Source organism: Streptomyces hokutonensis, from assembly GCF_000376565.1.
GTDB lineage: Bacteria > Actinomycetota > Actinomycetes > Streptomycetales > Streptomycetaceae > Streptomyces > Streptomyces hokutonensis.
Genome location: NZ_BARG01000072.1, coordinates 1 through 25,298 on the forward strand (window position 1 = coordinate 1; position 25,298 = coordinate 25,298).

Sequence of the window (25,298 nt, forward strand, 5' to 3'; positions counted from 1 at the left end):
AAGACTGCTCGACAGCCTCACTCGACTGAATGGTGGCTGATACGCCTCAAGGCGTAGGCCCCTATACCCCCCAAGAGATGCATTGGCCATCGAATTGCCTCGGCAGACTGGCTACAACCAGCCCACTTTAAACCTGCCAGTGGACGCGCCTGCTCCTCCTCCAAGTGACCGCCCTAGCCCAATGGGAAGACGCCGTGGGCCATCTCTGGGCCAGGCGGCCAGCCGAGAGTGATCCGGATGACGTTTGGGCAGGTCACCTGCGCTGCGGACCTGGCCAGAGTGACGCTCTTGAAAACCGTCGTGGCAGCGATGTCACCGTGGGTTCAGATCCCACACCCACCGCGGTGCTTGTAAGGGGCGCCCTCAGTTGAGGGCGCCCCTCACGCATGTCGGCTTTCACGAGCCGTGCAGCGGTCTCACAGCCGCCGTCCCGTCATCCGAGCCGCCGAAGCGATCGTCGCCCGGGCCTCCCGCTCGGAGAGTCCCGTGCCCAGGGCCGCCTCGACCAGGGGCTCGACCAGTGCCGGGCCGATGTCGTTCTCGTAGGCGCGGCAGGCCGCCCAGAAGAGGCGGGTGTTGCGTTGGCCCTCGTGGGCCGCGAGGACGAACTGGACGAGGCCCTGGCCGTGTTGGCCGGTCGAGGTGGGGGTGGGGTGGTTGGTGCGGGGTGGGGGGAGGAGCAGGCGTAGGAGGGAGGGCGGGCAGGGGGCCGGTGCGAGGTGGGCCGTGGCGGGGGCGGCGCCGTAGAAGCCGTGTTCGGTGCGGGAGCCGGGGCCGACGAGGTAGCCGCCGGCGCCGCGGATGTCGATGCCGGGGGCGAGTCGGCCCGCGGAGTTGGGGACGACGACGTCGGGCGGGCCGGTGAGCCAGAGGTGGCGGCCGCCGCTGGGGGTGAGGACGACCACGGTCTCGGGGATCGTGAACAGGTGGCGGAGGGCCAGTTCGCGCAGGGCGGAGGACGAGTCCGTACCGGATTTGGTGTCGAGGTCGACGCCGATCAGGTGGTACGGCGGCAGTCCGCACGCGATGCCGTAGCCGGTGGCCCAGGGCGCGGCGGCGAACAGTTCGCGGATGCGCGCCGGGTCGGTGGAGGCGTCGTAGACCCCGTGCCCGAGGAGTCCGCACTCGCCGTGGCAGGGCGGTCCTACGGTGCCTGCCGCGCCCACCAGGTCGGTGTCGTCGCGGTGCGGTGAGCGCAGGGCCGGGAGTTTGGTTCGGGACAGGGGGATCACGGCCAGTCCGCGTTCGGCGGCTGACAGGGCGTGTGCGAGGGCCAGCGTGGTGGCCTGCCGGTCGATGGTGGCCATGACTCCATGTTCGTACGAGTGTTCGAAAAAGGGAAGAGGGGGTGGCGCCGACGCGCCCGGGGTGTGGCGATTGGCGAGGAATGTGGCGGAACGCTTCGCCTCGTGCGCGGCCCGGGACGGGATGTCCGTACCGCCCCGAACTGCGGCTTCGGTGGAAGCAAGGGGGTTTATCGACTTTTCATCACGCTTCAGAGGGAATAACCGCTTCCGGCCTGGTTCGCCGGGGATTCGGTGGGCAACTCTGGTCTCGCGACGTCGTGCACAACACCGAGGCGGTCGGCCAACTGCCCTGGTAGCAGCAGTACTTGAAGCCGTACTTCATGTGCGTCCGGCTACGGAGCCGCTACGCACTCTGTTCTGGAGGAACAACATGGCAAGCATCCGTACCGCCCGCCTCATCGCCGCCGTCTCCGCCCTCCCGCTGGCAGCCGCCCTCTTCACCGGCGTCGCGGCGGCGGACAACGGCGCCATCGCGGGCAACGGATCGAACGCGGGTGTGGCGACCGTCAGCGGCAGTGGGGTCGGGCACGACAACAAGGGCAACTCGTCGACCACCCAGCAGCAGGCGGTGGGTTCGGGGGCTTCGAACCAGAGCAACACCGCCCAGGTCAACGGATCCGCGTTCACCGCCATCAACCAGGGAAACTCGAACGTCGCCGTCAACTTCGCCAACTTCTGGTAGCCGCGCCCGACGACTCCCGCGCGGGGATGCGCCGGGGCGTCTGAGGGTGTGCGAGGTGTGCTCTGTGGGGTCGTAACGCGTCTGCGCGGTGGTGCTTCGGTGCCGCCGCGCAGGCGTTTTTCCGTATGCGGGCAGGCGTTCCGTGCGGACGTTTTCGTACGCCACGCGCGCGTGGCCGAGCGGCAGGGCGCCTGTGCGTTGACGACCTTGACAGCCCACGGCATCTGACGGACAGTCAGAAACCATCGTCCGTAGGACTACGACGACACGGAGGTCCGGCGTCGTGCACCTCGCCCCCACCCCTCGCCAGCAGCGCCTGCGTGCCGAACTCCGGTCGTACTTCGCCGCGTTGATGCCGGACGGACCACCCCGCGCGGACGACCCCCAGGGGCAACGGGAGTTGCTGCGTCGTATCGGTGGCGACGGGTGGCTCGGGCTCGGCTGGCCGGTCGAGTACGGCGGTCAAGGGCGCGGCGCGGACGAGCAGTTCGTGTTCTTCGACGAGGCCTACCGGGCGAACGCGCCCGTCTCGATGGTCACCCTGAACACCGTCGGGCCGACACTGATGAAATACGGCAGCGAGGAACAGAAGGCCGCCCTCCTGCCGGGCATCCTGCGCGGCGAACTCGTCTTCGCCATCGGTTACAGCGAGCCGTCGGCCGGCACGGATCTCGCGTCGCTACGGACCCGGGCGGTGGGTGACGAGCGGGGCTGGCTGATCGACGGGCAGAAGATCTTCACCTCCAACGCCCACAACGCCGACTGGATCTGGCTCGCCTGCCGCACCGACCCCGAGGCCCCCAAGCACCGCGGCATCTCGATCATCCTCGTCCCGACCGACGCGCCCGGCTTCTCCTGGACCCCGATCGACACGGTGGGCGGGCAGCGGACGACGGCCACGTACTACGACGGCGTCCGCGTCCCGGCGGGCAACCTCGTCGGCGCGGAGAACGAGGGCTGGTCGCTCATCACCAACCAGCTCAACCACGAGCGGGTCGCCCTCGCCGCGACCGGCATGCAGGCCGAGGACTTCTACACGGCCGTACTGACCGCCGCCCAGGCACCCGATCCGGTGACGGGCAGGCGCCGGGCCGACGAGCCGTGGGTGCGGGCGCAGTTGGCCGAGGCGCACGCCCGGCTGGCGGCGACCCGCCTGCTCAACTGGCGGCTGGTGGGTGACGTGGGAGCGGGCCGGCTGGCGCCCGGCGACGCGAGCGGCGTGAAAGTGATGGGAACCGAATCGACGGTCGCGGTGTACCAGATATGTCAGCACGTCGCCGGAGCGGACCGGGCGGCAGGAACAGGTGCGGCTACGGGACTGACGGGGCTGGTGCGTTCGGGTTCGCCGGGTGTCCTCGGGGACGGCGAGCTGGAGCGGTTGAACAGGGCGGCGCAGATCAACACGTTCGGGGGCGGGGTGAGCGAGGTGCAGCGGGAGATCGTCGCGGCGATGCGGCTCGGGATGACGAGGGGGAGGCGGTGAGCACAGTGATCGACGAGCTGGGGGCGAAGCTCAAGGGGTACGAGGGACGTGCGGCCGCCGTCGCGGGAACCGGCAAGGACCCCGTCAACGAGCCGATGATCCGGCACTGGTGCGAGGCGATGGGCGACACCAATCCGGCGTACGCGGGCCCGGACGCCGTCGCCCCGCCCACCATGCTCCAGGCCTGGACCATGGGCGGCCTCTCCGGGCACGCGGGACGCACGGGGGCCTACGACGAGCTGTTCGACCTGCTCGACGAGGCGGGCTGCACCTCGGTGGTCGCCACCGACTGCGAGCAGGAGTATCTACGGCCTCTGCGGCCGGGGGACGAGGTCACCTTCGACGCGGTGATCGAGTCGGTCTCGGACCGCAAGACGACGAAGCTGGGCACGGGGTACTTCGTCACCACGCGCATGGACGTGCGGGTGGGCCAGGACCTCGTCGGCACCCACCGCTTCCGCATCCTCAAGTACGCCCCCGCGCACCGGAAACCGAAGGCCAGTGGTGCCCGCCGCCCCAGGCCCGTCGTCAACCGCGACAACGCCGGCTTCTGGGAGGGCGTGGAGCGGCATCAACTCCTCATCCAGCGCTGCACGAACTGCGGGACACTGCGCCACCCCTGGCTGCCGGGCTGCAACACCTGCGGCGGCCCGGACTGGGACACCGTCGAGGCGAGCGGCGACGGGACCGTCTACTCGTACGTGGTGATGCACCACCCGCCCTTCCCCGCCTTCACGCAATCCGATCATGCCGCTGACGCGGCGGGTCCCTACGCCGTCGGGCTGATCGAACTCGCCGAGGGCGTGCGGATCGTGAGCAACGTGGTGGGGGTGCCGTACGACAAGGTGCGCGTCGGGCTGCCGGTACGGCTCGAATTCCGGCGCTACGACGACGATGAGGACGATCCGCTGGTGCTCCCCGTCTTCCGGGTCCAGGAAGGCCGAGAGGGCGGGGTGGGCTGACATGGACTTCACGCCGACCGAGGAACAGGCGGCGGCCCGTGACCTGGCCGCCCGGATCTTCGGCGACCTCGCGACACCGGAACGGCTCACGGCGGCCGGGACGGGCGGCGACCCCGAGCTGTGGAAGGCGCTGTGCGGCGCCGGACTGGTGGGCGCGGTCGAGGAGTTGGGCCTGCTCGGCCTTGTCCTCCTCCTGGAGGAGCAGGGGCGGACGACGGCCCAGGTGCCCTTCGCCTCGACATGCGTGTACGGGCTGCTGGCGGTGGCGGCACACGGTTCGCCCGAGCAGCGGGAGCGGTTGTTGCCGGGCATCGGGGACGGGTCGGTGGTGGTGTGCGGCGGGTTTCCGGCGCAGGGGGGTGTACGGGCCGCACAGGCCGGACGGGCTTCTGCGCAGGGCGAGTTGACCGGCACGGTCCCTGTCGTCCCCTGGCTGCGTGACGCCACGCATGTCCTTGTCGCGGACGAGCGCGGGGAGTTGTGGCTGACACCGGTCACGGATGCCACGCGCGTCGAGCCGGTCGAGCTGACGGCACCCTGGTCGGCCGGGCGGCTGACACTCGACGGCGCGGCGGCAGAACGGCTCGGCGCCACGGGGGCCCATGCCGACGTCCTCGCCACCGCCCGTACCGCCTTCGCCGGTCTTCAGGCCGGGGTCTGCGCGGGGTCGCTCGCGCGGGCCGTGGGGCATGTCAACACGCGGGAGCAGTTCGGGCGTCCGCTGGCCACCCGGCAGGCGGTCCAACTCCGGGCCGCCGACGCGTACATGGACATCGAGGCGATACGTGTGACGGCGTACGAGGCCGCCTGGCGGCGCGATGCCGAACTGCCGTATGCCACACATGCGTTGACCGCGGCCTGGTGGGCGTCCGAGGGGGGCCGGCGGGTCGTCGACACGGGTCAGCATCTGCACGGCGGGGCGGGAGCCGACCTGGACCATCCGGTCCATCGGCACTTCCTCTGGGGGCGCCAGTTGGACGCGTATCTGGGCTGCGGGGCCGAAGTGCTTCAGGAACTGGGGGAGTTGATCGTCAGTGAGGAGGCGCAGCCATGAGCGCGGGAGGCGCGGCCATGAGGTCAGGAGGCACGGCCATGAGGGTGGGTGAGGAGTTGCCCCCGCTCGAGATCGAGATCACCCGCACGCTGATCGTCGCCGGGGCGATCGCCTCCCGCGACTACCAGGACGTGCACCACGACGCGGAGCTGGCGCGGCTGAAGGGCTCCCCCGACATCTTCATGAACATCCTGACGACGAACGGCCTGGTCGGCCGTTACATCACGGACCACTTCGGCCCGCGGGCCGTCCTCCGCAAGGTCGCCATACGGCTCGGCGCCCCCAACTACCCCGGCGACACCATGGTGTTGACCGGCCGGGTAGAGGAGACGGACGGCGACACCGCGACGGTGCGTGTGCTCGGGACGAACGGCATCGGCCGGCATGTGACAGGCACCGTGACGGTGACCGTACCGAGGGAGGTCGGATGAGTGCCCGTAACCGCGACACCCTCGGTGGGCAGGCGGCGATCGTCGGTATCGGGGCCACGGAGTTCTCCAAGGACTCGGGGCGCAGTGAGCTGCGGCTGGCCGTGGAGGCGGTGCGGGCGGCGCTGGACGACGCGGGGCTGACACCGGCGGACGTGGACGGGATGGTGACGTTCACGATGGACACCAACCCGGAGATCACGGTCGCCCAGGCCTGCGGGATCGGCGAGCTGTCCTTCTTCTCCCGGGTCCACTACGGCGGCGGAGCGGCCTGTGCGACGGTCCAGCAGGCGGCGCTGGCCGTGGCGGCGGGGGTCGCCGAGGTGGTGGTCTGCTACCGCGCCTTCAATGAGCGGTCGGGCCGCAGATTCGGCTCCGGCGTCACGCACCGCGAGCCGTCGGCGGAGGGCGCGGCGCTCGGCTGGTCGCTGCCGTTCGGGCTGCTCACCCCGGCGTCGTGGGTGGCGATGGCGGCGCAACGGTATCTGCACACCTACGGCCTCACACCCGAGGTGTTCGGTCAGGTGGCGGTCGTGGACCGCAAGTACGCGGCGACGAACCCGGCGGCGTACTTCCACGGCAGACCGATCACCCTCGCCGAGCACGCGGCCTCGCGCTGGATAGTGGAGCCGCTCCGGCTGCTGGACTGCTGCCAGGAGACGGACGGCGCGCAGGCGATCGTCGTGACGTCGGTGGAGCGGGCCCGCGACCTGCCGCGTCCGCCGGCGGTCATAGCGGCGGCGGCGCAGGGCGCCGGGCGAGCACAGGAGCAAATGACCAGCTTCTACCGCGACGACCTGACAGGCCTCCCGGAGATGAGCGTGGTCGCACGCCAGCTGTTGCGCACGTCGGGGCTCGGCCCGGCCGACATGGACGTGGCGATCCTCTACGACCACTTCACGCCGTTCGTGCTGATGCAACTGGAGGAGTTCGGCTTCTGCGGAAAGGGCGAGGCGTCCGACTTCGTGGCCGAGGAACGAGTGCCGCTCAACACGCACGGGGGCCAGCTCGGGGAGGCGTACCTCCACGGCATGAACGGAATCGCGGAAGGCGTCAGACAGATACGCGGCACCGCGGTGAACCAGATATCGGGGGCCGACCGGGTACTGGTGACCGCGGGGACCGGGGTACCGACATCGGGGCTGATCCTCACCACAGACGCCTGAGCCTCGGCCGCTCCCAGACACGAGTCCGCACGGGTGAACTCGCAGCCGCTCCCTCTCCCCGGACGACCGAGCCCCCGGGCAATCCGCAGCGACCGCTCCCGCCCGGCTCCCCCCCCCCAGAGGGAACCCCCAGCGGTCACCCTCATCCGGTTCCCCCCCGGGAGGGACCCCCACGACCACCCCCACCCAACCCACCCCCCAGGGGTAAACCCGCAGTACGTCTCCCCCGCTCGTCCACCTTCAGGAGGTGGAGTCAGCCCCACCACTACAACCTGAGGCGGAGTCTGCTTCGGGACCTGCGGCCGATCCGCCGGAGGAGGGATCGCTCATAGCGTGGAGCCATGACCACAGCCGTCTGCACCAGCGCTTCGAACGCCGTCGCACGGGCCGCCGAACGGGCCGACGCTCGGACCACGACACGGCCCGGCACCCGTACCGCGGTGCGCCCCGCCGTACGTCCGGCCGCCCGTCCCGCCACCCGGCCGGCCGCGCGGGCTGCGCAGACCCAGCCGACCGCTGCCGCTACCGCCACCACCGCTGCCGGCGCCGCCCTCACGTACCCCTCGTTCTCGTCGTACATGAGGGCCAGGCAACCCGTGCTGCTGCGGACCGCGCGGTCGCTGACCGCGAACCCGTCCGACGCCGAGGACCTGCTGCAGACCGCGCTGACGAAGACGTACGTCGCCTGGGAGCGGATCGAGGACCACCGCGCGCTGGACGGCTATGTGCGCAGGGCGCTGCTGAACACGCGCACCTCGCAGTGGCGCAAGCGCAAGGTCGACGAGTTCGCGTGCGAGGAGCTGCCCGAGCCGGAGCCGGGCTGCGGCGCCGAGGACCCGGCCGAGCAGCAGGCGTTGCACGACGCGATGTGGCGGGCGATCGCGAAGCTGCCCGACCGGCAGCGGGCGATGGTCGTCCTCAGGTATTACGAGGACCTCAGCGAGGTGCAGACCGCCGAGGTGCTCGGGGTCTCCGTGGGTACGGTGAAGTCGGCGGTGTCACGGGCGCTGGGCAAGCTGCGCGAGGACCCGGAGCTGGTCCTCGTACGGTAGGACCCGGGCAGGTCGGGTGATCGATCACCCGCCCCTAGTGACATACCGTGCGGTATGTGCGCAGAATCAGCGCAACCCTTACTACCGCGTAGGCAATGTCGCCCCGGGAGGACGCCGTGCTGAGCACGATGCAGGACGTACCGCTGTTGATCTCCAGGATCCTGACCCACGGGTCGACGGTCCACGGAACATCGCAGGTGATCAGCTGGACCGGTGAGGGAGAGCCGGAACGCCGTTCCTTCGCGGAGATCGGCGCCCGGGCGGCCCAGTTGGCGCACGCCCTGCGCGAGGACCTGGGTGTGGCGGACGGCGAACGCACGGCGACCTTCATGTGGAACAACGCCGTCCATGTCGAGGCCTACTTCGCGATCCCCGCCATGGGCGCGGTGCTGCACACCCTCAACCTCCGTCTTCCGGCCGACCAGTTGGCGTGGATCGTCAACCACGCGGCCGACCGCGTGGTGATCGTCAACGGTTCGCTGATCCCGCTGCTCGCACCCCTGCTGCCCAAGCTGCCGACGGTCGAGCACATCGTCGTCTCCGGACCCGGCGACCGCAGCCCGCTGGACGGCACCTCCGTGCAGGTGCACGAGTACGAGGACCTGATCGCCGGCAAGCCGACCACGTACGACTGGCCCGAGCTGGACGAACGCCAGGCCGCCGCGATGTGCTACACCTCCGGTACCACGGGCGACCCCAAGGGCGTGGTGTTCAGCCACCGTTCGATCTACCTGCACTCCATGCAGGTCAACATGACCCAGTCGATGGGTCTCACGGACCAGGACACCTCACTGGTCGTCGTGCCCCAATTCCACGTAAATGCCTGGGGTTTGCCCCACGCCACCTTCATGACCGGCGTGAACATGCTGATGCCGGACCGCTTCCTCCAGCCCGCCCCGCTCGCCGAGATGATCGAGAGCCAGCGCCCCACGCACGCGGCGGCCGTGCCCACCATCTGGCAGGGCCTGCTCGCCGAACTGACCGCCAAGCCGCGCGACGTCTCCTCCCTCACCCAGGTCACCATCGGCGGCTCGGCCTGCCCGCCCGCCCTCATGGCGGCCTTCGACAAGCTGGGCATGCGGGTCTGCCACGCCTGGGGCATGACGGAGACCTCCCCGCTGGGCACGGTCTCGCGCCCGCCGGCCGAAGCGGTCGGTACGGACCGCGAGTTCGAGTACCGGCTGACGCAGGGCCGCTTCCCGGCGAGCGTCGAGGCCCGCCTCACCGGCCCCGGCGGCGAACGGCTCCCCTTCGACGGCGAGTCCGCGGGCGAACTGGAGGTGCGCGGCCCCTGGGTCGCCGGCGCCTACTACAACGGCCCCGACGCCGAACCCCTGCGCCCCGCCGACAAGTTCAGCGAGGACGGCTGGCTCAAGACCGGTGACGTCGGCACCATCTCCCCCGACGGTTTCCTCACGCTCACCGACCGCGCCAAGGACGTCATCAAGTCCGGCGGCGAGTGGATCTCCTCCGTCGACCTGGAGAACGCCCTGATGTCCCACCCGGACGTCACCGAGGCCGCCGTCGTCGCCGTACCGGACGAGAAATGGGGCGAGCGCCCGCTGGCGACCGTCGTCCTGCGGGAGGGTTCCACCGCCGACTTCGAGTCCCTGCGCGCGTTCCTCGCCGACGCGGGGAAGATCGCCAAGTGGCAGCTCCCCGAACGCTGGACGATCGTCGAGTCGGTCCCGAAGACGAGCGTCGGCAAGTTCGACAAGAAGGTCCTGCGCAGGCGCTACGCCGACGGCGACCTGGACGTCACCAAGCTCTGAACCGACGGCTGGCCCGGCCGGTGACCCCACCGGCTACCGGCCGAGCGAGCCGACGAATTGATCCAACCGGGAGACGACCTCACCCAACACGTCCACCGATCCCCGTGCGTCGCCCGCGAGTTCCAGCGAGTGATCGGCGCCGGGAATCTCCAGCACCTCATGTCCGCTGGAACCGGCGACCCCCGAGTCCCACAGCTTGTCGGCACCGCCGCCGACGAGAAGGGTCGGCGCCTGCGCCCGCCGAAGCCCCCGCACCACCTGGTCGATCGTCAGAACGGGCGTGAGCCAGGCCGCCGCGATGTCCCGCTCGGCCACGACCCCGCACCCGAGGGATCCCAGGGACTTCCCGACGACCAGCCGGCAGGCCCCCGCCTCGGCGTCGACGGCCCGCGTGACTTCCGCCTCCACCCAGGCGATCCGCTCCTCCACACCGAACCGTGAGAAGTCGTCCGGTATCCGCCACCACAACTCCTGGACCGTCCAGCCGTGTTGGAGAAGCACGGCACGAGCGAAGTGCAGCAGCGGCATGGCGGGCGTGTACCCGACACCGGGCACGACGACCGCGACCCGGTCGGGCGCACCGTCGTAGCGAGTGGGGACGGCGAAGGGACCAGGCACGGGCGTAGGCATGCCCGCAGGCTACTTTCCCAACTCGCCCGCCCGACCGGCTAGTTGGTGCCGATCCGGGCCAACAGGTCCACGATCCTCGACTGGACCTCCGTGCTCGTCGACCGCTCGGCGAGGAAGAGGACGGTCTCACCGGACGCCAGCCGCGGCAGATCCGCCTGGTCGACCGCGGCCGTGTAGACCACGAGCGGCGTGCGGTTGAGCTGCCCGTTCGCGCGCAGCCAGTCGACGATCCCGGCCCGCCGCTTGTGCACCTGGAGCAGGTCCATGACCACCAGGTTGGGCCGCAACTGCCCCGCCAGCGTCACCGCGTCCGCGTCGCTCGCGGCCCGCGCCACCTGCATCCCGCGCCGCTCCAGCGTCGCCGTCAGCGCCAGCGCGATCTCCGCGTGCTCCTCGATCAGCAGCACCCGCGGCGGATGCTGCTCACTGTCCCGGGGCGCGAGCGCCTTCAGCAGTACGGCGGGATCGGCGCCGTAGGCCGCCTCACGCGTCGCCTGCCCGAGCCCCGCCGTGACGAGCACGGGCACCTCGGCCGCGACCGCCGCCTGCCGCAGCGACTGGAGCGCCGTCCGCGTGATCGGCCCGGTCAGCGGGTCCACGAACAGCGCCGCAGGGAAGGCCGCGATCTGCGCGTCGACCTCCTCGCGCGAGTGCACGATGACGGGCCGGTACCCGCGGTCGCTCAGCGCCTGCGTGGTCGTCACGTCCGGCGCGGGCCAGACCAGCAGCCGGCGCGGGTTGTCGAGCGGCTCGGGGGGCAGTTCGTCGTCGAGCGGCTGCGGTCTCGGCGTGTCCGCGATCTCCACGGCCCCGCCCGGCCCGTCCAGGGGTTCGGGCCCCTCGGCCGCGTTCTCGTCCGGTGCTCCTATGGCGTACGACCGTCCGGCGCCCTCGGTGATGGGCGAGAGCCGCGACTGCCCGGCCATGGAGGGCTGGGCCTGCTCACCCTGGGGATGCGGACGCGCCGATCCGGCGGTACCGGCATCGGGCCGCGTGCCCAGCTTCCGCCGCCGCCCGCCGCCGGCCGGCGTATGCGGCGGAGGCGTCGCGGTCGGCTGCTGCACCTGAGCCGCCTGCCGCGTGAACGGCACCCCCTGCCCCAAGGTCCGCACACTGATCGCCCGCCCCTGAGTGGAGTTGGGATCGACACCCCCGACCGAGGCCGGCACGGCAGCTTCGGCGGGCAACGGCTGCGCGACCCGGGCCTGCGGGGCGGCGGGAGCGGCAGCGGCGGGTGCCGGCGCGTTCGGATTCGGCTGTGGGTTCGGGGCTACGGCGGGGTCGGCGCCGTTCGCCGGTACGTCGGGGGTGCCGGGGGCCGGCGTAGCGCCCGGGGCCGGCTGAGCGGCGGGCAGCGCCTGCGGCGGTACGGCCGCCGCGGCCGCACCGGGATGGACCTGAGCCGCGCCGACCTGGCCGGGGATGCCGTGCGGGGAGACCGGCTGCCCCTGGGCGGGCACGGGCTGCCCGGGAACGCCCTGCGGCGGAATCGGCTGACCCGGGAGTCCCTGCCCGGGAATTCCCTGAGGAGAGACCGGCTGGCCGGGGACTCCTTGAGGCGAGACCGGCTGACCGGGCCCGCCCTGCGGCAACGCCGCCTGTGCCGGGATGCCCTGACCGGGGGCCGCCTCCGCCGGGAGCGGCATCGGCTGCGCCCCGGTGGGCTGTCCCTGACCGGGAAGGCTCTGCGCGGGCGCGAGTTGCATGGCGCCGCCCGGCTGACCGGCCTGACCGGGCACCGGCTGACCGGCGACGGGCGGCGGCCCACCGACCTGCTGCACCACACCCTGCTGCCGCCCCGGCACCGCCTGCCCCGCCGGTGCCTGTCCCTGTCCTTGCGCCTGAGCCGGTACCCCCACGGGAGCACCCGGCCCCTGCTGAACTGCCTGCTGCCCCTGCGCCGGAACCACCGCGCCCGCCGCCTGCACCGGCACGCCCTCGGCGGGCTGCTGCGGCTGGGCCACGGCCCGGCGCCGACGCCCGGTGGGCGCGCTCGCGGGATGCGGCTGCGGCGGAGTGTGGTCCTCGGACTGGTCGTGCGGAACGGCGTCGTGCCGTCCCTCGTCACCGGCGACCTGCACAGGCGCGACCGGAACCCCAGGCGCCTGCGCAGCCGTCTCCGGCGTCCGGTCCGCCTCGGCCGGCGGCAGCGCGAACACCGTACGGGCGCCCGCCTCCTGCGCGGCGGCCCGCTCGGCCGCAGCCGCCAGAGCGCGCCTACGACGCCCGGTCGGCTGCCCGTCCTCGCCACCACCAGAGGCGTCGGCCGCACCCCCCGCAGGCAACGCGGCCGGCAACGCCTGCCGCTGCTCGCCACCGCCCGGCGCGGGCACACCCTGCGGCGGAACCGTCCCGCCCAGCCCCGTACCCGAAGCCGCCGTCCCGGCCGCGTGCTCCGCCGCCGTCATCACGGCACCCTCGGAAACACCCTCCGCGTCCCCGTCGGACCCGTCACCGGCGCCGCCCTCGGCGGCCCGCCCGCGCCGTCGCCCCGTACCGCTGGAAGCCCCGTCGCCGCCCGCTTCCACGGCCGCCGCAGACTCCTCGCCCGCACGCCTCCTGCGCCGCCCGGTCGGCACCGCGCCCTCACCACCGGAGCCGCCGGAACCGTCGGACCCGCCCTCCGGCACCTCGCTCTCCAGGAACGCGTCCACGGAGGACCGCCGGGCCCGCCGCCGCCCGCTGTTGCCGCCCGAGACCTGCTCGGGCAGGGCGAGTTCGGCACCGCCGGTCGCGGCCGGGACCGCGACGGCCCCCGCCCCGCCCCCGATCGGCACCTCCAGCACATACGCGCTGCCGCTCATCCCCGGCACGTCGTGCGTCTGCAGCACCCCGCCGTGCGCCCGCACGATCCCGCGCACGATCGGCTCGTGCACCGGGTCTCCCCCGGCATACGGTCCGCGCACCTCGATCCGTACGACCTCACCGCGCTGCGCGGCCGCCACGACGACCGTGTTGTCCATGTAACCGCCCGCCGACGCGGGCGAGTTGCCGGTCGCGTCGACACCGGCGACGTCCGCGACGAGGTGGGCGAGCGCGGTCGCGAGCAGCGCGGGGTCGACCTCGGCCTCGATGGGCGGCGCGTGCACGGCGAACTGCACGCGCCCCGGCCCGATCAGCTCTACGGCCCCGTCGACACCGGCGGCGACCACGGCGTCCAGCATGACCTTCGTCCGCGCGATCTCCTCGGCCCCGGTCTCCAGCCGCTGATAGCCGAGCACGTTGTCGATGAGCTGCGTGATGCGCGAGTAACCGGCCGACAGGTGATGGAGGACCTGGTTGGCCTCGGGCCACAGCTGCCCGGCGTCGTCGGCGGCCAACGCGGCCAACTCCCGGCGCAGTTCGTCGAGGGGCCCGCGCAGCGAACGCCCGAGCAGCGTGAGCAACTGCTCGTGCCGCGCGGCGAGTTCCTCGTACCGGTCCTTCTCCCGCTCCCCGAGAGCCGCGTACCGCTCCTCGTTCGCCGCGAGCTCCTCCTCGTGCTGCTCCTGGAGCTCCTCGACCTCGGTGATGTGCTTCTGGCGCAGGGCGGTCAGCTCGGAGGCGTGCTCCTCGTCGATCCGCTCCAGCTCGTCCCGGTGCTGCTTGTCGGCGGCCTCCTTCTCCTCGGCGAGCGAGTCGTAGGGCCGCCGGTCGGTGAAGGTCATCACGGCGCCGACGAGCTGGTCGCCGTCGCGCACGGGCGCGGTGGTGAGGTCGACGGAGACCCGGTCCCCGTTCTTCGCGAACAGCACCTGCCCGCGCACCCGGTGCTTGCGCCCGGACCGCAGGGTGTCGGCGAGCGGCGACTCCGCGTACGGGAACGGCGAGCCGTCCGCGCGCGAGTGCAGCACGAGGGTGTGCAGCTCCTTGCCGCCGAGATCACTCGCCCGGTACCCGAGGATCTGCGCGGCGGCCGGATTGACCAGCACGACCCGCCCGTCCGTGTCCGTTCCTACGACACCCTCGGCCGCGGCGCGCAGGATCATCTCGGTCTGCCGCTGCGAACGGGCCAGCTCGGCCTCGGTGTCGACGGTCCCGGAGAGGTCGCGGACGACGAGCATCAGCAGCTCGTCGGCGGTGTAGCCGTAGCCGTCGTAGGCCTGCTGGCCGTCCTCGAGGTTGGCGCTGGTGACCTCGACCGGGAACTCGGAGCCGTCCGTCCGGCGGGCGATCATGCGGGTGGGCTTGGTCCGGCCGCGCGGGTCCATCGAGTCGGGGCGGCGCATGGAACCGGGGATGAGCCGGGAGTCGAACTCCGGCAGCAGGTCCAGCAGTCCGCGTCCGACGAGCGCGGTGCCGGGCGCCTCGAAGGCTTCCAGGGCGATGGTGTTCGCGTTGACGACGGTTCCGTTGGCGTTGACCAGCACCAACGCGTCCGGGAGCGCGTCGAGTATGGCTGCGAGGCGAGCAGCGCCTCGGGATGGCCTGCTGCTCACGAGACGCTTCCTCCCTGTTACCGCACCTTGCCGACCGCGGAGGCCATCTTGCCAACGGGTCCGCGACGTGTCACGCGAGGGAGTCTAAGGGCACTCCTTGTGCTCGCGGAGTGAGATGAGAGGGAGGTCGCACGGTGAAGTGACGCAGAACGTGTGACCGAACACCGACACCCCTCGATCCCCGGAGTCTCTAGTGGCCGGCGCCGAGGTCGGGCAGCAGCGGGACCATCCGGTTCCACCGGGAGATCTCGCAGCCGTTGCTCCGGTCGTACGTCGTGTCGACGGGGCGTCCGGCCCATGTGCCGGTGACGTGGGCGGTGGCGGGGCCGCCGTAGATCATCGTGCACATGCTGTCGGGCGGTACCGGGGCGAAGGGGTCCTTGCCCCAACGGGTGTTGCGGCCGACGGCCTCGCAGGCGCCGGTCACGTCCGGGTGGGTGCCGCCGCCGGGGTGGCAGTACAGGTCGCGCGTGCCGTCGGCGGAGCCTGCGTGCCGGACGGTGACGGTGAGATGGTCGCCGCCGGACAGGTCCTCGTCATTGCCGGGCGGTGGGGCGAGGGTGCGGGCGGTCGCGGGGGACGCGGTGGCGGGCGTCGCGGCCAGTGCGCCGACGGTGGCGGCGGACGCGGCGGCGATCACGAGGAGACGGTTGACCTGCAACATGACCTGACTAACGCCCACCGCCCCCGGACGTTGCGGACACGGCGGCCGGCATCAACGGCTTTGCCCTGCGGCCCGCCTGCCTAGTACCGTGGACCGCGATTGGTGGCACCCCGCTCGTCTGTGTCATCATCTGCACGCACCACTCGCGCTCGCGCGGGAGGTCATTGCTGGAGGCGTCGCCTAGTCCGGTCTATGGCGCCGCACTGCTAATGCGGTTTGGGCCTTAAAGCCCATCGAGGGTTCAAATCCCTCCGCCTCCGCCCCATGACCAGGGAGTTCGGCTGATTTCGGCTGGACTCCCTGAGTCGCGTTCAGAGCCACTTTCAACCCCCAGATGGCACGGTGATGGCACCAACCGCCGAAAGGCGATTCTGGCGCGGAATGAAGGCCGCGATCCGGCGCGTGGCGTCCGCCGCCATCTCCTCCGCGACCACCGCGTACACGTCCTTCGTGAAGGCCACCGACGCGTGGCCGAGCACCTCGCTGACGAACTTGTCGTCGACGCCGGCCGCGAGCAGCATGGTGGCCGCGCCGTGCCGGAGATCATGGAAGCGGATCGGCGGCAGCGGCATCCGCAGGGCGACCTCGACGGCGGCCTCGGTCGTCCGGTACTTCCGCGCGATCCGCTCCGTCGACCAGCCCTCCGCGGCCCTCGCGCGGATGTTGGCGTGCCGCGCGATCAAGATGCTGAAGCGGCTGGAGAGGTACTCCGGCTTCAGCTCCTTGCCGTCCTCGTAGCAGTAGACCCGCCCCGAGTCCTCGTACAGCTCACCCCACCGAAGCCGCTCCTCCAGCTTCCGCTTGTGCCACGCCCGGTGGACGCGCACCGTCTCGGGGTCGAGGGGCACCTGCCGCCACCCGGCCTCGCTCTTGGTGTCGTCCAGCTCGTCGTCCGACTGCGACTGAAGGATGTGCAGCCGGGCTCGGTCGAGGCTGAGGTGCTGCTCCTCGGCGGCGACCAGCTCACCGCGGCGAGGACCGTAGTACGAGGTGAGGTGCAGCGCCGGGTACAGCCGTTCCTCGGCGGCATCCGCGAAGTCGAGGAAGTTCCCGGTCTGCGCGGCCGTCCAGACCATGACCTTCGCCGGGACGGCCCCGGTCTTCTGCCACTGTTCGACGCGTTCGTCCGTCCACAGCAGGGGCTTGATGCGGCCTTTCTTCTTCTTGCCGCCCTTCGACCGCCACACCCCGTCAGCCGGGTTGTCCATCCGGATCTTCGACAGCTTCACCGCGTCGCTCAGGGCGCCGTGCAGGACGGCGTGCACGCGCCGGATGCGGGACTCGGAGATCGGCCGCGTATGCAGCCGCTTGCCGTCCCGGACGGCCCGCACCTCCTTCAGCCGGCGCAGCATCTCCGAGCGGTCGCCCTGCTCCTCGGGACGGTTGATCTTCCGCATCGCGGCGTACAGCTCACGGAAGTGCTCGTCGGTGAGGTCGACGACCTTGATGTGCCCGAGCCCCGGCTTCCCGTACAGGTCGATCGCCTCGCGCTCGGCCGCAAGCGTCGACTTCGCCAGGCCCTCACCGGTCTCCGACTCGGACAGCCGCCAGGTGTAGCGGCGTTCGAGGTAGGCGCCGAGCGTGGTGTTCCGCTCGTCGTGCGCCTTCGGGCTGGCCGCGGTGCCGAGCGCCTTCGCCAGCTGCTTCTTGCACTCCGTCTCGGTGTCGAAGGGGCCGATACGCGGCTGCCGGCGCTTACCCTCACCGGACTTCGGCGCTTCGTACCGGGCGTACCAGCCGCCGTGTCCCTTCTTGCTGAGGCTCGGACACTTCTTGCCGAGGAGCCGCTTCGTCTCCGGGTCCCGGCACGAACAGGACTTGTACGGCTTCATCAATTCCCCCCTGGTCGGTCCTTCGGCGCGCTGCTGCCGATGTCTGTCCGGGTGAGTCGCTCGCGGAGCATTTTCAGCTCGATGCCGAGTTGGTCGTAGCGGTGCCGTGCTGTTTGTGCCAGGACAGCTAGGTCTGCCTGATCTGCACTAGGCGTGGAAGCCACCAAGTCCCCAAGCAGCTCCATAAGTTGCGAGGCCAGATACACGGCCTGGTGCTCCGTGACGCGCCGATGCGCGGGCGGCCGTGCGAGGGCCCTGTACGCCGTCTGCTGAGCCGCGAACTCCTGCTCCCGCTCGTACGCCTCTGTGGGGATCGCCGGGTCACCGTCAACGCTGTTGGCGGTGGGGTGCGCGTCCCAATCCATCGCCGTCTGATGGCCCTCAGCCCATCGCCAGGCCGTACGGCTTGTCACCTCGTGCTCCCTGGTGAGCTGCACAAGGTCGTCGCCGTACGTGGGGGGAAGCAGGAGAGTGGTCGGCGAGACGTTGAACGCGTCGGCGAGAGCTACAAGGTCGTCGGCGTCGACACGGCGCTGCCCCTTCTCGATGCGAGTGATCCCCGTGGCTGGAATTGGGTTCCCCAGTTCTTCCAGTCTCGAAGCCAGGCGTGTGGTCGACAGGCCGCGCTCCTGCCGCAGGCGTACGAGGTTTGCGGCCACGTAGCGGCTGATCGGCCCCCAGCCAGGAGAGTCAGAAGATCTAGAGGCAGTATTCGCTGTCACTTTCGCAGCGTCCCATGCGGCTCCTTGCACAGTCAACGCCATCCGCGTACAGTCCAAGACGCGCAGTGATCGCTGCGATTCATGGAGGCATCGATGCGAGTTGAGAAACCTGGTTCACCAGGGGCCCGCGTAGTCGAGGGATCTGATGCGGAGGAACTCCTCACTCCGGGAGAAGCTGCCGCGCTGGTGAAGCTGACCGTTGGCACGCTGAAGGACAAACGCTGGAAGGGCACCGGCCCGCGCTTCATCAAGCTCTCGCCTGGACGTGGCGGGCGCATCCGTTACCGGCGGGGTGACGTGCAGGACTGGGTCGCGGCCAGAGGACGGGTCGGCACATGACCGCATGGACGCGTGCGGCGATCGAGGCGCTCGGGCCGGTGACGGACGTTCCAACGACAGCGTCGATCCTCCTCGTCAACAAGGACACGATCTACGCGCAGATCCGCCGGGGCGAGTGGACGATGACGCGGGTTCTTCAACTCGGCCGGAAAATCAAGATTCCGACCCGGGATCTGGTCGCCTGCCTCTACGGCTTCGAGCCCGGCGCGTTGGCGGGGGTCGGAGTGAACCCGCACGAGGCGGGGGTGTGCCATCACGAGGCATCACCGCAGCTCAGGGCCGGTCAAAGTGCCCCCCAATCGCAGTCTCAATGCGATTGCAGGGATAGGGAGTTGGCGTCGATTCGCGCCCTCCGCGCGTGAGCGCGAGGGGCCCGTGCCACTCCCCGGCTCACAACTGAGCCCGAACGCATCGAAGCCCCGGGTCGCCGGCCAGCGATTGCCCAGGGCTTCGACAGAGAACGGACACCGATGATGACACGCCCTGAAGTGAGAGCGCCACACCGCCCGCCGCCACCCCCGCAGCAGGTGCTCAGCCAGGCCCTGGCCTACGCAGAACACGGCTGGAGCGTCTTCCCGCTCGTCGGCAAGACGCCGGCGATCCCCCGCGCACATGAGTCCGGCAACCCATGCCGCGGCGAGTGCGGACGACTTGGGCACGGCTACCACGACGCCACCCGCGACCCGGAGCAGATCCGCGCATGGTGGGGCCGCTACCCGAATGCGGGGATCGGACTCCCGTGCGCGCCGAACGGCTTGGCCGTCGTCGACATCGACCCCCGCAACGGCGGACTCGAGACGATCGCCGGCTTGGAAGACGAGCACGGGCCGCTGCCAGGCACCCTCATGCAGATGACCGGAGGCGGAGGCCTGCACCTGGTGTACGCCCACCCCGGAATCGAACTCCCCGGCAAGCTCGGGCCCGGCATCGACGTCAAGGCCAACGGCTACATCGTGGCTGCACCCTCCCGCCACCCCTCCGGCGCGTACTACGCGTGGTCCGGCGACGGCCGTTTCGACCACCCGCTCACTCCATGGCCCAGCTGCCTCGGGCACCGTCCCGTCCCACCGCGCCTCCGCCCGTCTGCAGCTGCCGTACGACCCATCAGCAACCTGGTGGGCCTGGTCGCCTTCGTCCTTGATGCCCGTGAAGGCGAGCGGAACAGCCGCCTCTTCTGGGCAGCCTGCCGCGGCCTCGAGCTCGTGCAGGCCGGAAAGGTCGACGGCGCCGCCGTCTACGGCTCACTCCTCGAGGCAGGGGTGCGCACCGGCCTGTCCGAAGCCGAGGCATCCCGCACGCTCCACAGCGCAGAACGCGCTCCCCGTCGTACGGGGGTGACGGCGTGACCGACGCCGCGACCCGGGCGGAGGCCAGCGCGATCGTCGAGGCCTTCATCCCCGGTACCCGGGAAACGCGTCCCACAAATCCCAGAACAGCAGGGAGCGCCCAGAACATGGGATTCGGCGACGATTCTGGGATTTCTGGGACGCGAATCGCGGATACGGACTGGGACGAGCCCGTACCTGTCGACGCGCCCGCGCTGCCCAGATTCCCGACCGAGCGCCTCGGCCTGCTCAGCAAGTTCGTCACCGCTAACGCGGCCTCCTTGCAGACGCCCGAGGACCTGGTCGCCTTCGCCTCCCTCGCCAGCATCTCCACCGCCACCGGCGGCCGCGTGCGCGTCCAGGTCAAAGCCGACTGGTACGAGAGCACGGCTCTGTACCTGGTGGCCCTCGCCGACTCCTCCGAGAAGAAGACGCCTGCGCTCAACGCAGCTGCCGCACCGCTCAGGGAGATCGAAGACGAGCTGATCGAGCAGCACCGGCCCCGCGTCGAAGCCACAGCCCAGGAGATCCGCATCACCACAGCCCGCATGAGCAAGGCCGAGCAGGCTGCCGCCGGCGCCGCCGCCGAAAAACGGGAAGAAGCCGAAGCCGACGCGGAGGCCGCGCGTCTACGGCTGACCGAACTCGGTGACACGCCACACCTTCCCCGACTCCTCGTACGCGACATCACGCTCGAGGCGGTCGGCAAGGTGATGTACGAACAGGGCGGCCGGATCGGCTCGCTCGCGTCGGAGGGCGGTCTCTTCAAGGTCGCGGCAGGCTTGTACGGCAACAACGGCAAGGCCAACACAGACCTGCTCCTGGAGGCGTACAGCGGCGGCCCCTACACCATCGACCGTACGGGCCGTGCATCCGCCCGCATGTCCTCGACCTTCCTCGCGCTCGGCCTGGTCGTGCAGCCGGGCATCGTCGCTGGCCTTGAGAAGCAGAACCCCGAGTTCCGGCAATCCGGCCTGCTCGGACGATTCCTGTACGCCCGATCCAACCCGACTGACGAGGACACCTTCGACTCCCCGGCGGTCCCGCTCGTGATCGCCGAGGAGTACCGGACGTGCATCCGCAATCTCGTCACTCAGCTGTGGGACCGGCCGCTCGCCGAGACGATGACGCTCACGACCGGTGCACGTCAGGCCTTCGCTGAGTACTACAACGCCTTCGCGAAGCGCCGGAAGCCTGGCGGCGACCTGCATGACATCGCGGACTGGGCCGGCAAGCTCCGCGGCCAGCTCGTCCGTATCGCTGCCTGCCTGACTCTCTACGAGGACCCGCGCGCCCGGGAGATCAGTCTCGAGCGCATGAACGACGTCCTGGCCCTGGCCCCCTACCTGATCGCCCATGCCCGAGCCGTGTTCGACCTTATGGGGCGCAACCGCGAGGGCAAGCTCAAGCCGCTCCGCGACGTCCTGGCCTGGCTGAGCACCCGACCGGAACCCGGATCCGACTTCTCCGCGCGTGATGCCTGGCAAGCCCTGAAGGGCCGCGAATGGGCCGAAGACATGGACGCCATGAGCGACGTCCTCTTGCAGCTGGAAGACCACGGATGGATCGCGCTCCTGCCTCCACCCGACAGGCAAGGCCGCCGAGGCCGCAAGCCCTCACCCAAGTTCCAAGTCCACCCCCGACTCAGCGCCTCCGCGACATGAACGACCAGGAAGGCAAGCGCGATTGAAGACCCCCACTCCGGATGTGTCGTCGGCCGAGCTCGTCACGGCCGGCCAGGTCCAGTACCTCGTCACCTGCCCCGCATGCGGCCACCTGCACCGCCACCTCGACACCGGCAACCGCCGCGCCCCCTGCGGCGCCCGCTACACCATCGCCTCGAAGGAGCCTCGCCCATGACCATGGACACCCCCGATCTCGACGAGTACCGGGCCATCCACGAACGCGACGTCGCCGACTACCGGGCTGGCCTCGAGGACCTACGGGTCACCCTCGCGTCCGCCTTCCGCAGCGTCGAGGAGCTCGCGCAGACCCTGGCCGGCCTCCCAGCGGTCGCCGAGGACGGCCAACGCCGTCTCCAGACCCAGGGCAGCTCGATCGACGAGTACGCCAAGGGCCGCGGCGAGACAGGCGTCACCACCCCACGCGTCCTCGACGAGTTCCTCGCCTCCCTGACCGACCGCGAACGCCGCCTCTACGACGAGGCCCGGCTGGGCCCGGCCCAGGCCGCCCGCGCCCTCTCCCGACTCGCTGCCCTCTCCACCCCACCCGACCCGTTCACCGCTCTCAGCTGATCCCGAGCTCCCCGGCCTGGCCGCCGACTGACACCCCGCCCGGTCCCACGCCACTCGCGATGCCCGCCTCGCACCGCCCCGGTACGGACCCTGATCAGCCCGACCCTCCGGCCACCCGGTCAGTCCCACCCTCAACCCCCGTACACCACCGAGGAGTTGTGCCGTGCAGGACCAGCCCGACACCGGCCCCGCCCCCACACCACCACCCCCGTGCCCACACTGCGGCCACCGGTGCCCCACCGGCATCGGCAGCAGTCGCGCCAGCAGCCCTGAGCAGGCCGCTGAGCGCCTCCCGGCCGCCGTCGTGGCCCTCGTCGCCGGACGCCTCTACCAAGCCCCCCAAGAGGCCCTCGAGGCGCTCATGCAGGAAACCCCCGCACGCAACTTGCTCCTGGCGCTCGCTGACTTCTCCGCGTGGATGATCGACCACACCGTCGGCGGCCCCCACTGGCTCGAGCGCGCCGGCCTCACCTACGCACAAGCCACTGCCGAGCCCGGGGAGGCCTGAGTGTCGCCGACAGTCCTGCCCCCAGGCATGCTCTTCGCCGCGCGCGACATCCTCACTGTCGACCGCGTCTTCGCAGACCACATCCGCTACCTCAGGGGACGTGACGGCGTCCTCCCCCGCGACGTTCTCGCACTCGCCGAAAACGTCCACCCCTTCGCCGCTGAAATCCGGCGCAACCTCCGCCTCCACACCCGCACCGCACCCCGCAAGCCACGCCCGCTCACCGCGGACTCCGAGCCCCCGCCGGAGTGGGTCACCGTGCGCCAGGCCGCCGCCCTCACCGGTGTCTCCGTGTCCTACGTCCAGCGCCTGGCCCGGCGAGGGATCGTCCAGGCAACCCGGGCCGGTGACGGCCGTACCTGGCTCGTCGACGCCGACGGCCTCGCCGTCTGGGCAGCCCGACGAACCCCAGATCCGGACGACACCCCATGACACAACGCCCGCCCGGCACGCCCCGCGCCGGGCGGCGATCGCCCCGTACAACCCCTGGATCCGTAGCCCTCCGAAAATACCCATGAGCCGTACGAACCCTTGGAAAGCGCTTTGAGCCGTACAGAGACCGTCACCGACTCCACGCGCCCACGGTGCACGCACAAGCGGGCCGACGGACAACCGTGCCGTCAAGCGCCGCTGACCGGGCAGGCGAGTTGCGTCGTGCACGCGTCGCCCGCCGAGCGCGACCAGGCGCAGCGCGAGCGTCTCGTCATCGCGGAAGGCCGCCTGGCAGCCCTCTCCGAACACACCGACCTGGCGGGGTCCCAGGACGTCCTCTTGACCGTCGCGGCCCGCTTGGCCCCGCCGACGGACACCGACCGGCTCGTCTATCAGGCGGCAGCCGCCGAGTTCGAGCGGCTGGCCGCAGTCGACACCCCAGGCCGGCCGTACGGAGCCTGACGGGCACTCACCGCACGTGAGGCTCGGCGTCCTCGAGGACGCCGAGCCCCACTTTCGTTCTCCCGGCCCGCGGCACGGCTTGCAGCCCATGGCCGGAAGGCGGGCGTCTCGGGCCGAGTTCGCAGCAGTTCGCAAGAAAAACGCAGGTCAACCCCTGGTTCGCGAACCACGGAAGCGGCGACACCACGTGATCGGCGATCTTGCCGGAGACGAACGGCTGTCAGCGCAGGCCATCAGCCCATGAGCGTCTCGAGCACCGCTGTCGCGCGGGTGGCTCGCTCACCAGGTGCCCGACGAGCGGCACGAGCGAACCGCCAAGAGGCGTGGCAGGACTCGCAGATGACGGGCACAGGCGCAGCGCGGAGAGCCGGAGCCAAGTCCTCCGGACGAGAAGGCCGCTGCGATGTTCTTCGCCAGACCCCGCACCACCCCGCACCCCACCAAGCCCCAACCCGCCGACGCCCGCGAGGTCGAGGCCGACGAGCCGACCGCCCCGGCGGCGGAGATGCAGGCGCAGGCCGCCGCCCGAGAGCGGGAAGCCGCCCAGCAGGCCCGCGAGGACGCCCAGCAGGCCCGCCAGCAGGCCGAGAGCCTTGTCAGGGTCGCCCGGGCCGAAGCCGCGCGTCTGGTCGCCGACGCGGAAGCACAGGCCCGCACCCTGACCGGCCGTGCGCAGCGCGCAGACCGTACAGCCGCCCAACTCGACGAGCACGCCGGCCACCTCGAGCACGCCTCCAGCCTCCACGGTGACATCGCCGTGGACCAGGAGCGCGTGGTGGCTCTCGCTGCCGAGGCCGAGGCGCTGGCGGCCGAGGACGGCTCTCTCGCCGAGCGCCTGGAGCAGCTCGGCCGTCGCCGCGAAGAGACCGCCGTCCGACTCGCCTCCGCGCGCCAGGTCGGCGACGTCGACGAGGTGACCGCGCGCCGCGCCGAAATCGTCGGCGTCGACGAGGTCACCGCCGAGCTCACCAGCCAGCGGCAGACGATCCAGGCCCGCCGGGACGCGATCGGCCCAGCCGACGGCACCGGCGAACTGGCACAGACCCACCGCCGCCTCGCGACCCTCCGCGCCCGCCTGCGGGCCGTGGAGAACGTCCTGGACCCCGCCCGGCCGGAGGCCGCCGTGGACGAGGCCCTCGCCGTCCTGCGGGCCAACGCCCAGCGCGTCCTGGAGCAGCTCGAGCCGCCACCCACCCCCCACACCATCCTCATCCGCCGCTGACCGGCGCCCCCTTGAAGGAATCCCGCATGGCACAGCAGCAGACTCCCGGGCGCCGTACGGCAGCCCGCCCCGTACGCAAGGCCAAGGCCGCCGACGGCGATTGGCTGGCCGTCTACGACTCCACCGGCAAGCTCATCGGCATCTGTGACCCGAGTGATGTCACACGGGTATCGGACGCCGGCAACAGCGAGCCCGCCGAGGCCGAGCCCCTCAACAAGCAGCGGCTTACCACCGCCCTCGGCGGCGCGGAAGCCGCCGCCATCGCCAAGTCGCTCGACACCGCCGCTCTCGCCGCCTTCCACCAGATCAGGACTTCTCCCCGCCCGGCGCCACGCGGCCGGACCTGAGCAAGGGGCGCGGACGCCTTCCGCCTCCTGAAGGCCCGCGCCCCTCTCCACCCCGGTCGGCTCGTCGGGACCGGCCGGTGCCAGCCCCACGCCCCTGGTTCCTCCTCGTCCCGGGGGCGCGTGGTGGCTGGCCGGGCCGGCGGTCAGGACAGCGTTCCCCTGCACCGCCGGCCCCCTCAGCCCTCCCACCACGCGGAGAAACGAGCCCCCCCATGGCAACAAAACGGCCGGACACC

The 25,298-nt window shown here is 71.2% G+C and carries 25 protein-coding genes and 1 tRNA gene; 20 read left to right on the forward strand and 6 right to left on the reverse strand.

What is annotated here, in order from left to right:
• Window positions 1-416: 416 nt before the first annotated feature.
• Window positions 417-1,307 carry a bifunctional DNA primase/polymerase gene (locus SSP08S_RS39730; RefSeq protein ID WP_019073222.1) on the reverse strand — a complete coding sequence of 297 codons (891 nt, stop codon included), beginning with the start codon at window positions 1,305-1,307 and terminating at the stop codon, window positions 417-419.
• 370 nt (window positions 1,308-1,677) lie between these two features.
• Here SSP08S_RS39730 and SSP08S_RS39735 point away from each other — a divergent pair, with 370 nt between their 5' ends.
• The 8 genes from SSP08S_RS39735 to SSP08S_RS39770 all read left to right on the forward strand — a co-directional run bounded on the left by SSP08S_RS39735 (window position 1,678) and on the right by SSP08S_RS39770 (window position 9,906).
• The gene (locus tag SSP08S_RS39735) at window positions 1,678-1,989 is read left to right on the forward strand and encodes a hypothetical protein (protein WP_019073223.1); all 312 of its coding nucleotides are present in this window, start codon (window positions 1,678-1,680) and stop codon (window positions 1,987-1,989) included.
• A 283-nt stretch (window positions 1,990-2,272) separates the two neighbouring features.
• On the forward strand, window positions 2,273-3,472 hold the full coding sequence (locus SSP08S_RS39740) for an acyl-CoA dehydrogenase family protein (RefSeq protein ID WP_019073224.1): 1,200 nt from the start codon (window positions 2,273-2,275) through the stop codon (window positions 3,470-3,472).
• On the forward strand, window positions 3,469-4,434 hold the full coding sequence (locus tag SSP08S_RS39745; protein WP_019073225.1) for a bifunctional MaoC family dehydratase N-terminal/OB-fold nucleic acid binding domain-containing protein: 966 nt from the start codon (window positions 3,469-3,471) through the stop codon (window positions 4,432-4,434). The genes SSP08S_RS39740 and SSP08S_RS39745 overlap by 4 nt, the downstream gene beginning before the upstream one ends.
• Before the next feature lies 1 nt (window position 4,435).
• Window positions 4,436-5,488, forward strand: coding sequence for an acyl-CoA dehydrogenase family protein (locus SSP08S_RS39750; RefSeq protein WP_019073226.1), 1,053 nt, complete (start codon window positions 4,436-4,438; stop codon window positions 5,486-5,488).
• 38 nt (window positions 5,489-5,526) lie between these two features.
• Complete coding sequence (locus tag SSP08S_RS39755; protein WP_019073227.1) at window positions 5,527-5,919, forward strand: MaoC family dehydratase; 393 nt, start codon at window positions 5,527-5,529, stop codon at window positions 5,917-5,919.
• Complete coding sequence (locus tag SSP08S_RS39760) at window positions 5,916-7,082, forward strand: lipid-transfer protein (protein WP_019073228.1); 1,167 nt, start codon at window positions 5,916-5,918, stop codon at window positions 7,080-7,082. Before SSP08S_RS39755 ends, SSP08S_RS39760 begins: the two co-directional genes overlap by 4 nt.
• A 440-nt stretch (window positions 7,083-7,522) precedes the next feature.
• A complete protein-coding gene (locus tag SSP08S_RS39765) occupies window positions 7,523-8,134 on the forward strand; it encodes a SigE family RNA polymerase sigma factor (RefSeq protein WP_026179241.1) in 612 nt (203 codons plus the stop codon).
• Window positions 8,135-8,229: 95 nt separating this feature from the next.
• On the forward strand, window positions 8,230-9,906 hold the full coding sequence (locus tag SSP08S_RS39770) for a long-chain fatty acid--CoA ligase (protein WP_174479438.1): 1,677 nt from the start codon (window positions 8,230-8,232) through the stop codon (window positions 9,904-9,906).
• A 33-nt stretch (window positions 9,907-9,939) separates the two neighbouring features.
• Here SSP08S_RS39770 and SSP08S_RS39775 read toward each other — a convergent pair whose 3' ends face one another.
• From SSP08S_RS39775 to SSP08S_RS39785, 3 genes are all read right to left on the reverse strand, one after another.
• Complete coding sequence (locus SSP08S_RS39775) at window positions 9,940-10,536, reverse strand: alpha/beta hydrolase (protein WP_063739208.1); 597 nt, start codon at window positions 10,534-10,536, stop codon at window positions 9,940-9,942.
• A gap of 38 nt (window positions 10,537-10,574) precedes the next feature.
• On the reverse strand, window positions 10,575-14,954 hold the full coding sequence (locus tag SSP08S_RS39780; protein WP_086022051.1) for a PAS domain-containing protein: 4,380 nt from the start codon (window positions 14,952-14,954) through the stop codon (window positions 10,575-10,577).
• A gap of 190 nt (window positions 14,955-15,144) precedes the next feature.
• Complete coding sequence (locus SSP08S_RS39785) at window positions 15,145-15,618, reverse strand: SSI family serine proteinase inhibitor (protein ID WP_019073233.1); 474 nt, start codon at window positions 15,616-15,618, stop codon at window positions 15,145-15,147.
• Between the two features lie 169 nt (window positions 15,619-15,787).
• On the opposite strand from SSP08S_RS39785, the gene SSP08S_RS39790 reads away from it, so the two are divergent.
• Window positions 15,788-15,878, forward strand: a tRNA-Ser gene (locus SSP08S_RS39790).
• A 63-nt stretch (window positions 15,879-15,941) separates the two neighbouring features.
• On the opposite strand, the gene SSP08S_RS39795 is transcribed toward SSP08S_RS39790, so the two are convergent.
• Together SSP08S_RS39795 and SSP08S_RS58800 are read right to left on the reverse strand one after the other, a co-directional pair.
• Window positions 15,942-17,450: a tyrosine-type recombinase/integrase gene (locus SSP08S_RS39795; RefSeq protein WP_019073234.1), complete on the reverse strand. Its 1,509-nt coding sequence runs from the start codon at window positions 17,448-17,450 to the stop codon at window positions 15,942-15,944.
• A complete protein-coding gene (locus SSP08S_RS58800) occupies window positions 17,450-18,109 on the reverse strand; it encodes a helix-turn-helix domain-containing protein (protein WP_019073235.1) in 660 nt (219 codons plus the stop codon). The genes SSP08S_RS39795 and SSP08S_RS58800 overlap by 1 nt, the downstream gene beginning before the upstream one ends.
• Before the next feature lie 156 nt (window positions 18,110-18,265).
• Here SSP08S_RS58800 and SSP08S_RS64320 point away from each other — a divergent pair, with 156 nt between their 5' ends.
• From SSP08S_RS64320 to SSP08S_RS39855, 11 genes are all read left to right on the forward strand, one after another.
• Complete coding sequence (locus SSP08S_RS64320) at window positions 18,266-18,511, forward strand: helix-turn-helix domain-containing protein (RefSeq protein ID WP_063739210.1); 246 nt, start codon at window positions 18,266-18,268, stop codon at window positions 18,509-18,511.
• Window positions 18,508-18,873, forward strand: coding sequence for a hypothetical protein (locus SSP08S_RS58435; RefSeq protein WP_019073237.1), 366 nt, complete (start codon window positions 18,508-18,510; stop codon window positions 18,871-18,873). The genes SSP08S_RS64320 and SSP08S_RS58435 overlap by 4 nt, the downstream gene beginning before the upstream one ends.
• Before the next feature lie 126 nt (window positions 18,874-18,999).
• A complete protein-coding gene (locus SSP08S_RS39815; RefSeq protein ID WP_158697274.1) occupies window positions 19,000-19,857 on the forward strand; it encodes a bifunctional DNA primase/polymerase in 858 nt (285 codons plus the stop codon).
• A complete protein-coding gene (locus SSP08S_RS56775; RefSeq protein ID WP_245608048.1) occupies window positions 19,854-21,500 on the forward strand; it encodes a YfjI family protein in 1,647 nt (548 codons plus the stop codon). The genes SSP08S_RS39815 and SSP08S_RS56775 overlap by 4 nt, the downstream gene beginning before the upstream one ends.
• Before the next feature lie 22 nt (window positions 21,501-21,522).
• Window positions 21,523-21,696 (forward strand): hypothetical protein, encoded by a 174-nt coding sequence (locus tag SSP08S_RS62085; RefSeq protein WP_158697275.1) that lies wholly within the window; start codon window positions 21,523-21,525, stop codon window positions 21,694-21,696.
• On the forward strand, window positions 21,693-22,091 hold the full coding sequence (locus SSP08S_RS39830) for a hypothetical protein (protein ID WP_019073241.1): 399 nt from the start codon (window positions 21,693-21,695) through the stop codon (window positions 22,089-22,091). The genes SSP08S_RS62085 and SSP08S_RS39830 overlap by 4 nt, the downstream gene beginning before the upstream one ends.
• Before the next feature lie 163 nt (window positions 22,092-22,254).
• The gene (locus SSP08S_RS39835; protein ID WP_019073242.1) at window positions 22,255-22,599 is read left to right on the forward strand and encodes a hypothetical protein; all 345 of its coding nucleotides are present in this window, start codon (window positions 22,255-22,257) and stop codon (window positions 22,597-22,599) included.
• Window positions 22,600-23,031 carry a helix-turn-helix domain-containing protein gene (locus tag SSP08S_RS39840; RefSeq protein ID WP_158697276.1) on the forward strand — a complete coding sequence of 144 codons (432 nt, stop codon included), beginning with the start codon at window positions 22,600-22,602 and terminating at the stop codon, window positions 23,029-23,031.
• Window positions 23,032-23,253: 222 nt separating this feature from the next.
• Window positions 23,254-23,493: a hypothetical protein gene (locus SSP08S_RS39845; protein ID WP_019073244.1), complete on the forward strand. Its 240-nt coding sequence runs from the start codon at window positions 23,254-23,256 to the stop codon at window positions 23,491-23,493.
• Between the two features lie 403 nt (window positions 23,494-23,896).
• Window positions 23,897-24,715, forward strand: a complete 819-nt coding sequence (locus tag SSP08S_RS39850) for a hypothetical protein (protein WP_019073245.1) — start codon at window positions 23,897-23,899, stop codon at window positions 24,713-24,715.
• A 26-nt stretch (window positions 24,716-24,741) separates the two neighbouring features.
• A complete protein-coding gene (locus SSP08S_RS39855) occupies window positions 24,742-25,062 on the forward strand; it encodes a hypothetical protein (RefSeq protein WP_019073246.1) in 321 nt (106 codons plus the stop codon).
• The last annotated feature ends 236 nt before the right edge of the window (window positions 25,063-25,298 follow it).

Coding starts and splice junctions, on each gene's coding strand:
- SSP08S_RS39730 (WP_019073222.1), bottom strand. CDS start 1,307: ATGGCCACCATCGACCGGCAGGCCACCACGCTGGCCCTCGCACACGCC.
- SSP08S_RS39735 (WP_019073223.1), top strand. CDS start 1,678: ATGGCAAGCATCCGTACCGCCCGCCTCATCGCCGCCGTCTCCGCCCTC.
- SSP08S_RS39750 (WP_019073226.1), top strand. CDS start 4,436: ATGGACTTCACGCCGACCGAGGAACAGGCGGCGGCCCGTGACCTGGCC.
- SSP08S_RS39755 (WP_019073227.1), top strand. CDS start 5,527: ATGAGGGTGGGTGAGGAGTTGCCCCCGCTCGAGATCGAGATCACCCGC.
- SSP08S_RS39760 (WP_019073228.1), top strand. CDS start 5,916: ATGAGTGCCCGTAACCGCGACACCCTCGGTGGGCAGGCGGCGATCGTC.
- SSP08S_RS39770 (WP_174479438.1), top strand. CDS start 8,230: ATGTCGCCCCGGGAGGACGCCGTGCTGAGCACGATGCAGGACGTACCG.
- SSP08S_RS39775 (WP_063739208.1), bottom strand. CDS start 10,536: ATGCCTACGCCCGTGCCTGGTCCCTTCGCCGTCCCCACTCGCTACGAC.
- SSP08S_RS39785 (WP_019073233.1), bottom strand. CDS start 15,618: ATGTTGCAGGTCAACCGTCTCCTCGTGATCGCCGCCGCGTCCGCCGCC.
- SSP08S_RS39795 (WP_019073234.1), bottom strand. CDS start 17,450: ATGAAGCCGTACAAGTCCTGTTCGTGCCGGGACCCGGAGACGAAGCGG.
- SSP08S_RS64320 (WP_063739210.1), top strand. CDS start 18,266: ATGCGAGTTGAGAAACCTGGTTCACCAGGGGCCCGCGTAGTCGAGGGA.
- SSP08S_RS58435 (WP_019073237.1), top strand. CDS start 18,508: ATGACCGCATGGACGCGTGCGGCGATCGAGGCGCTCGGGCCGGTGACG.
- SSP08S_RS39830 (WP_019073241.1), top strand. CDS start 21,693: ATGACCATGGACACCCCCGATCTCGACGAGTACCGGGCCATCCACGAA.
- SSP08S_RS39850 (WP_019073245.1), top strand. CDS start 23,897: ATGTTCTTCGCCAGACCCCGCACCACCCCGCACCCCACCAAGCCCCAA.
- SSP08S_RS39855 (WP_019073246.1), top strand. CDS start 24,742: ATGGCACAGCAGCAGACTCCCGGGCGCCGTACGGCAGCCCGCCCCGTA.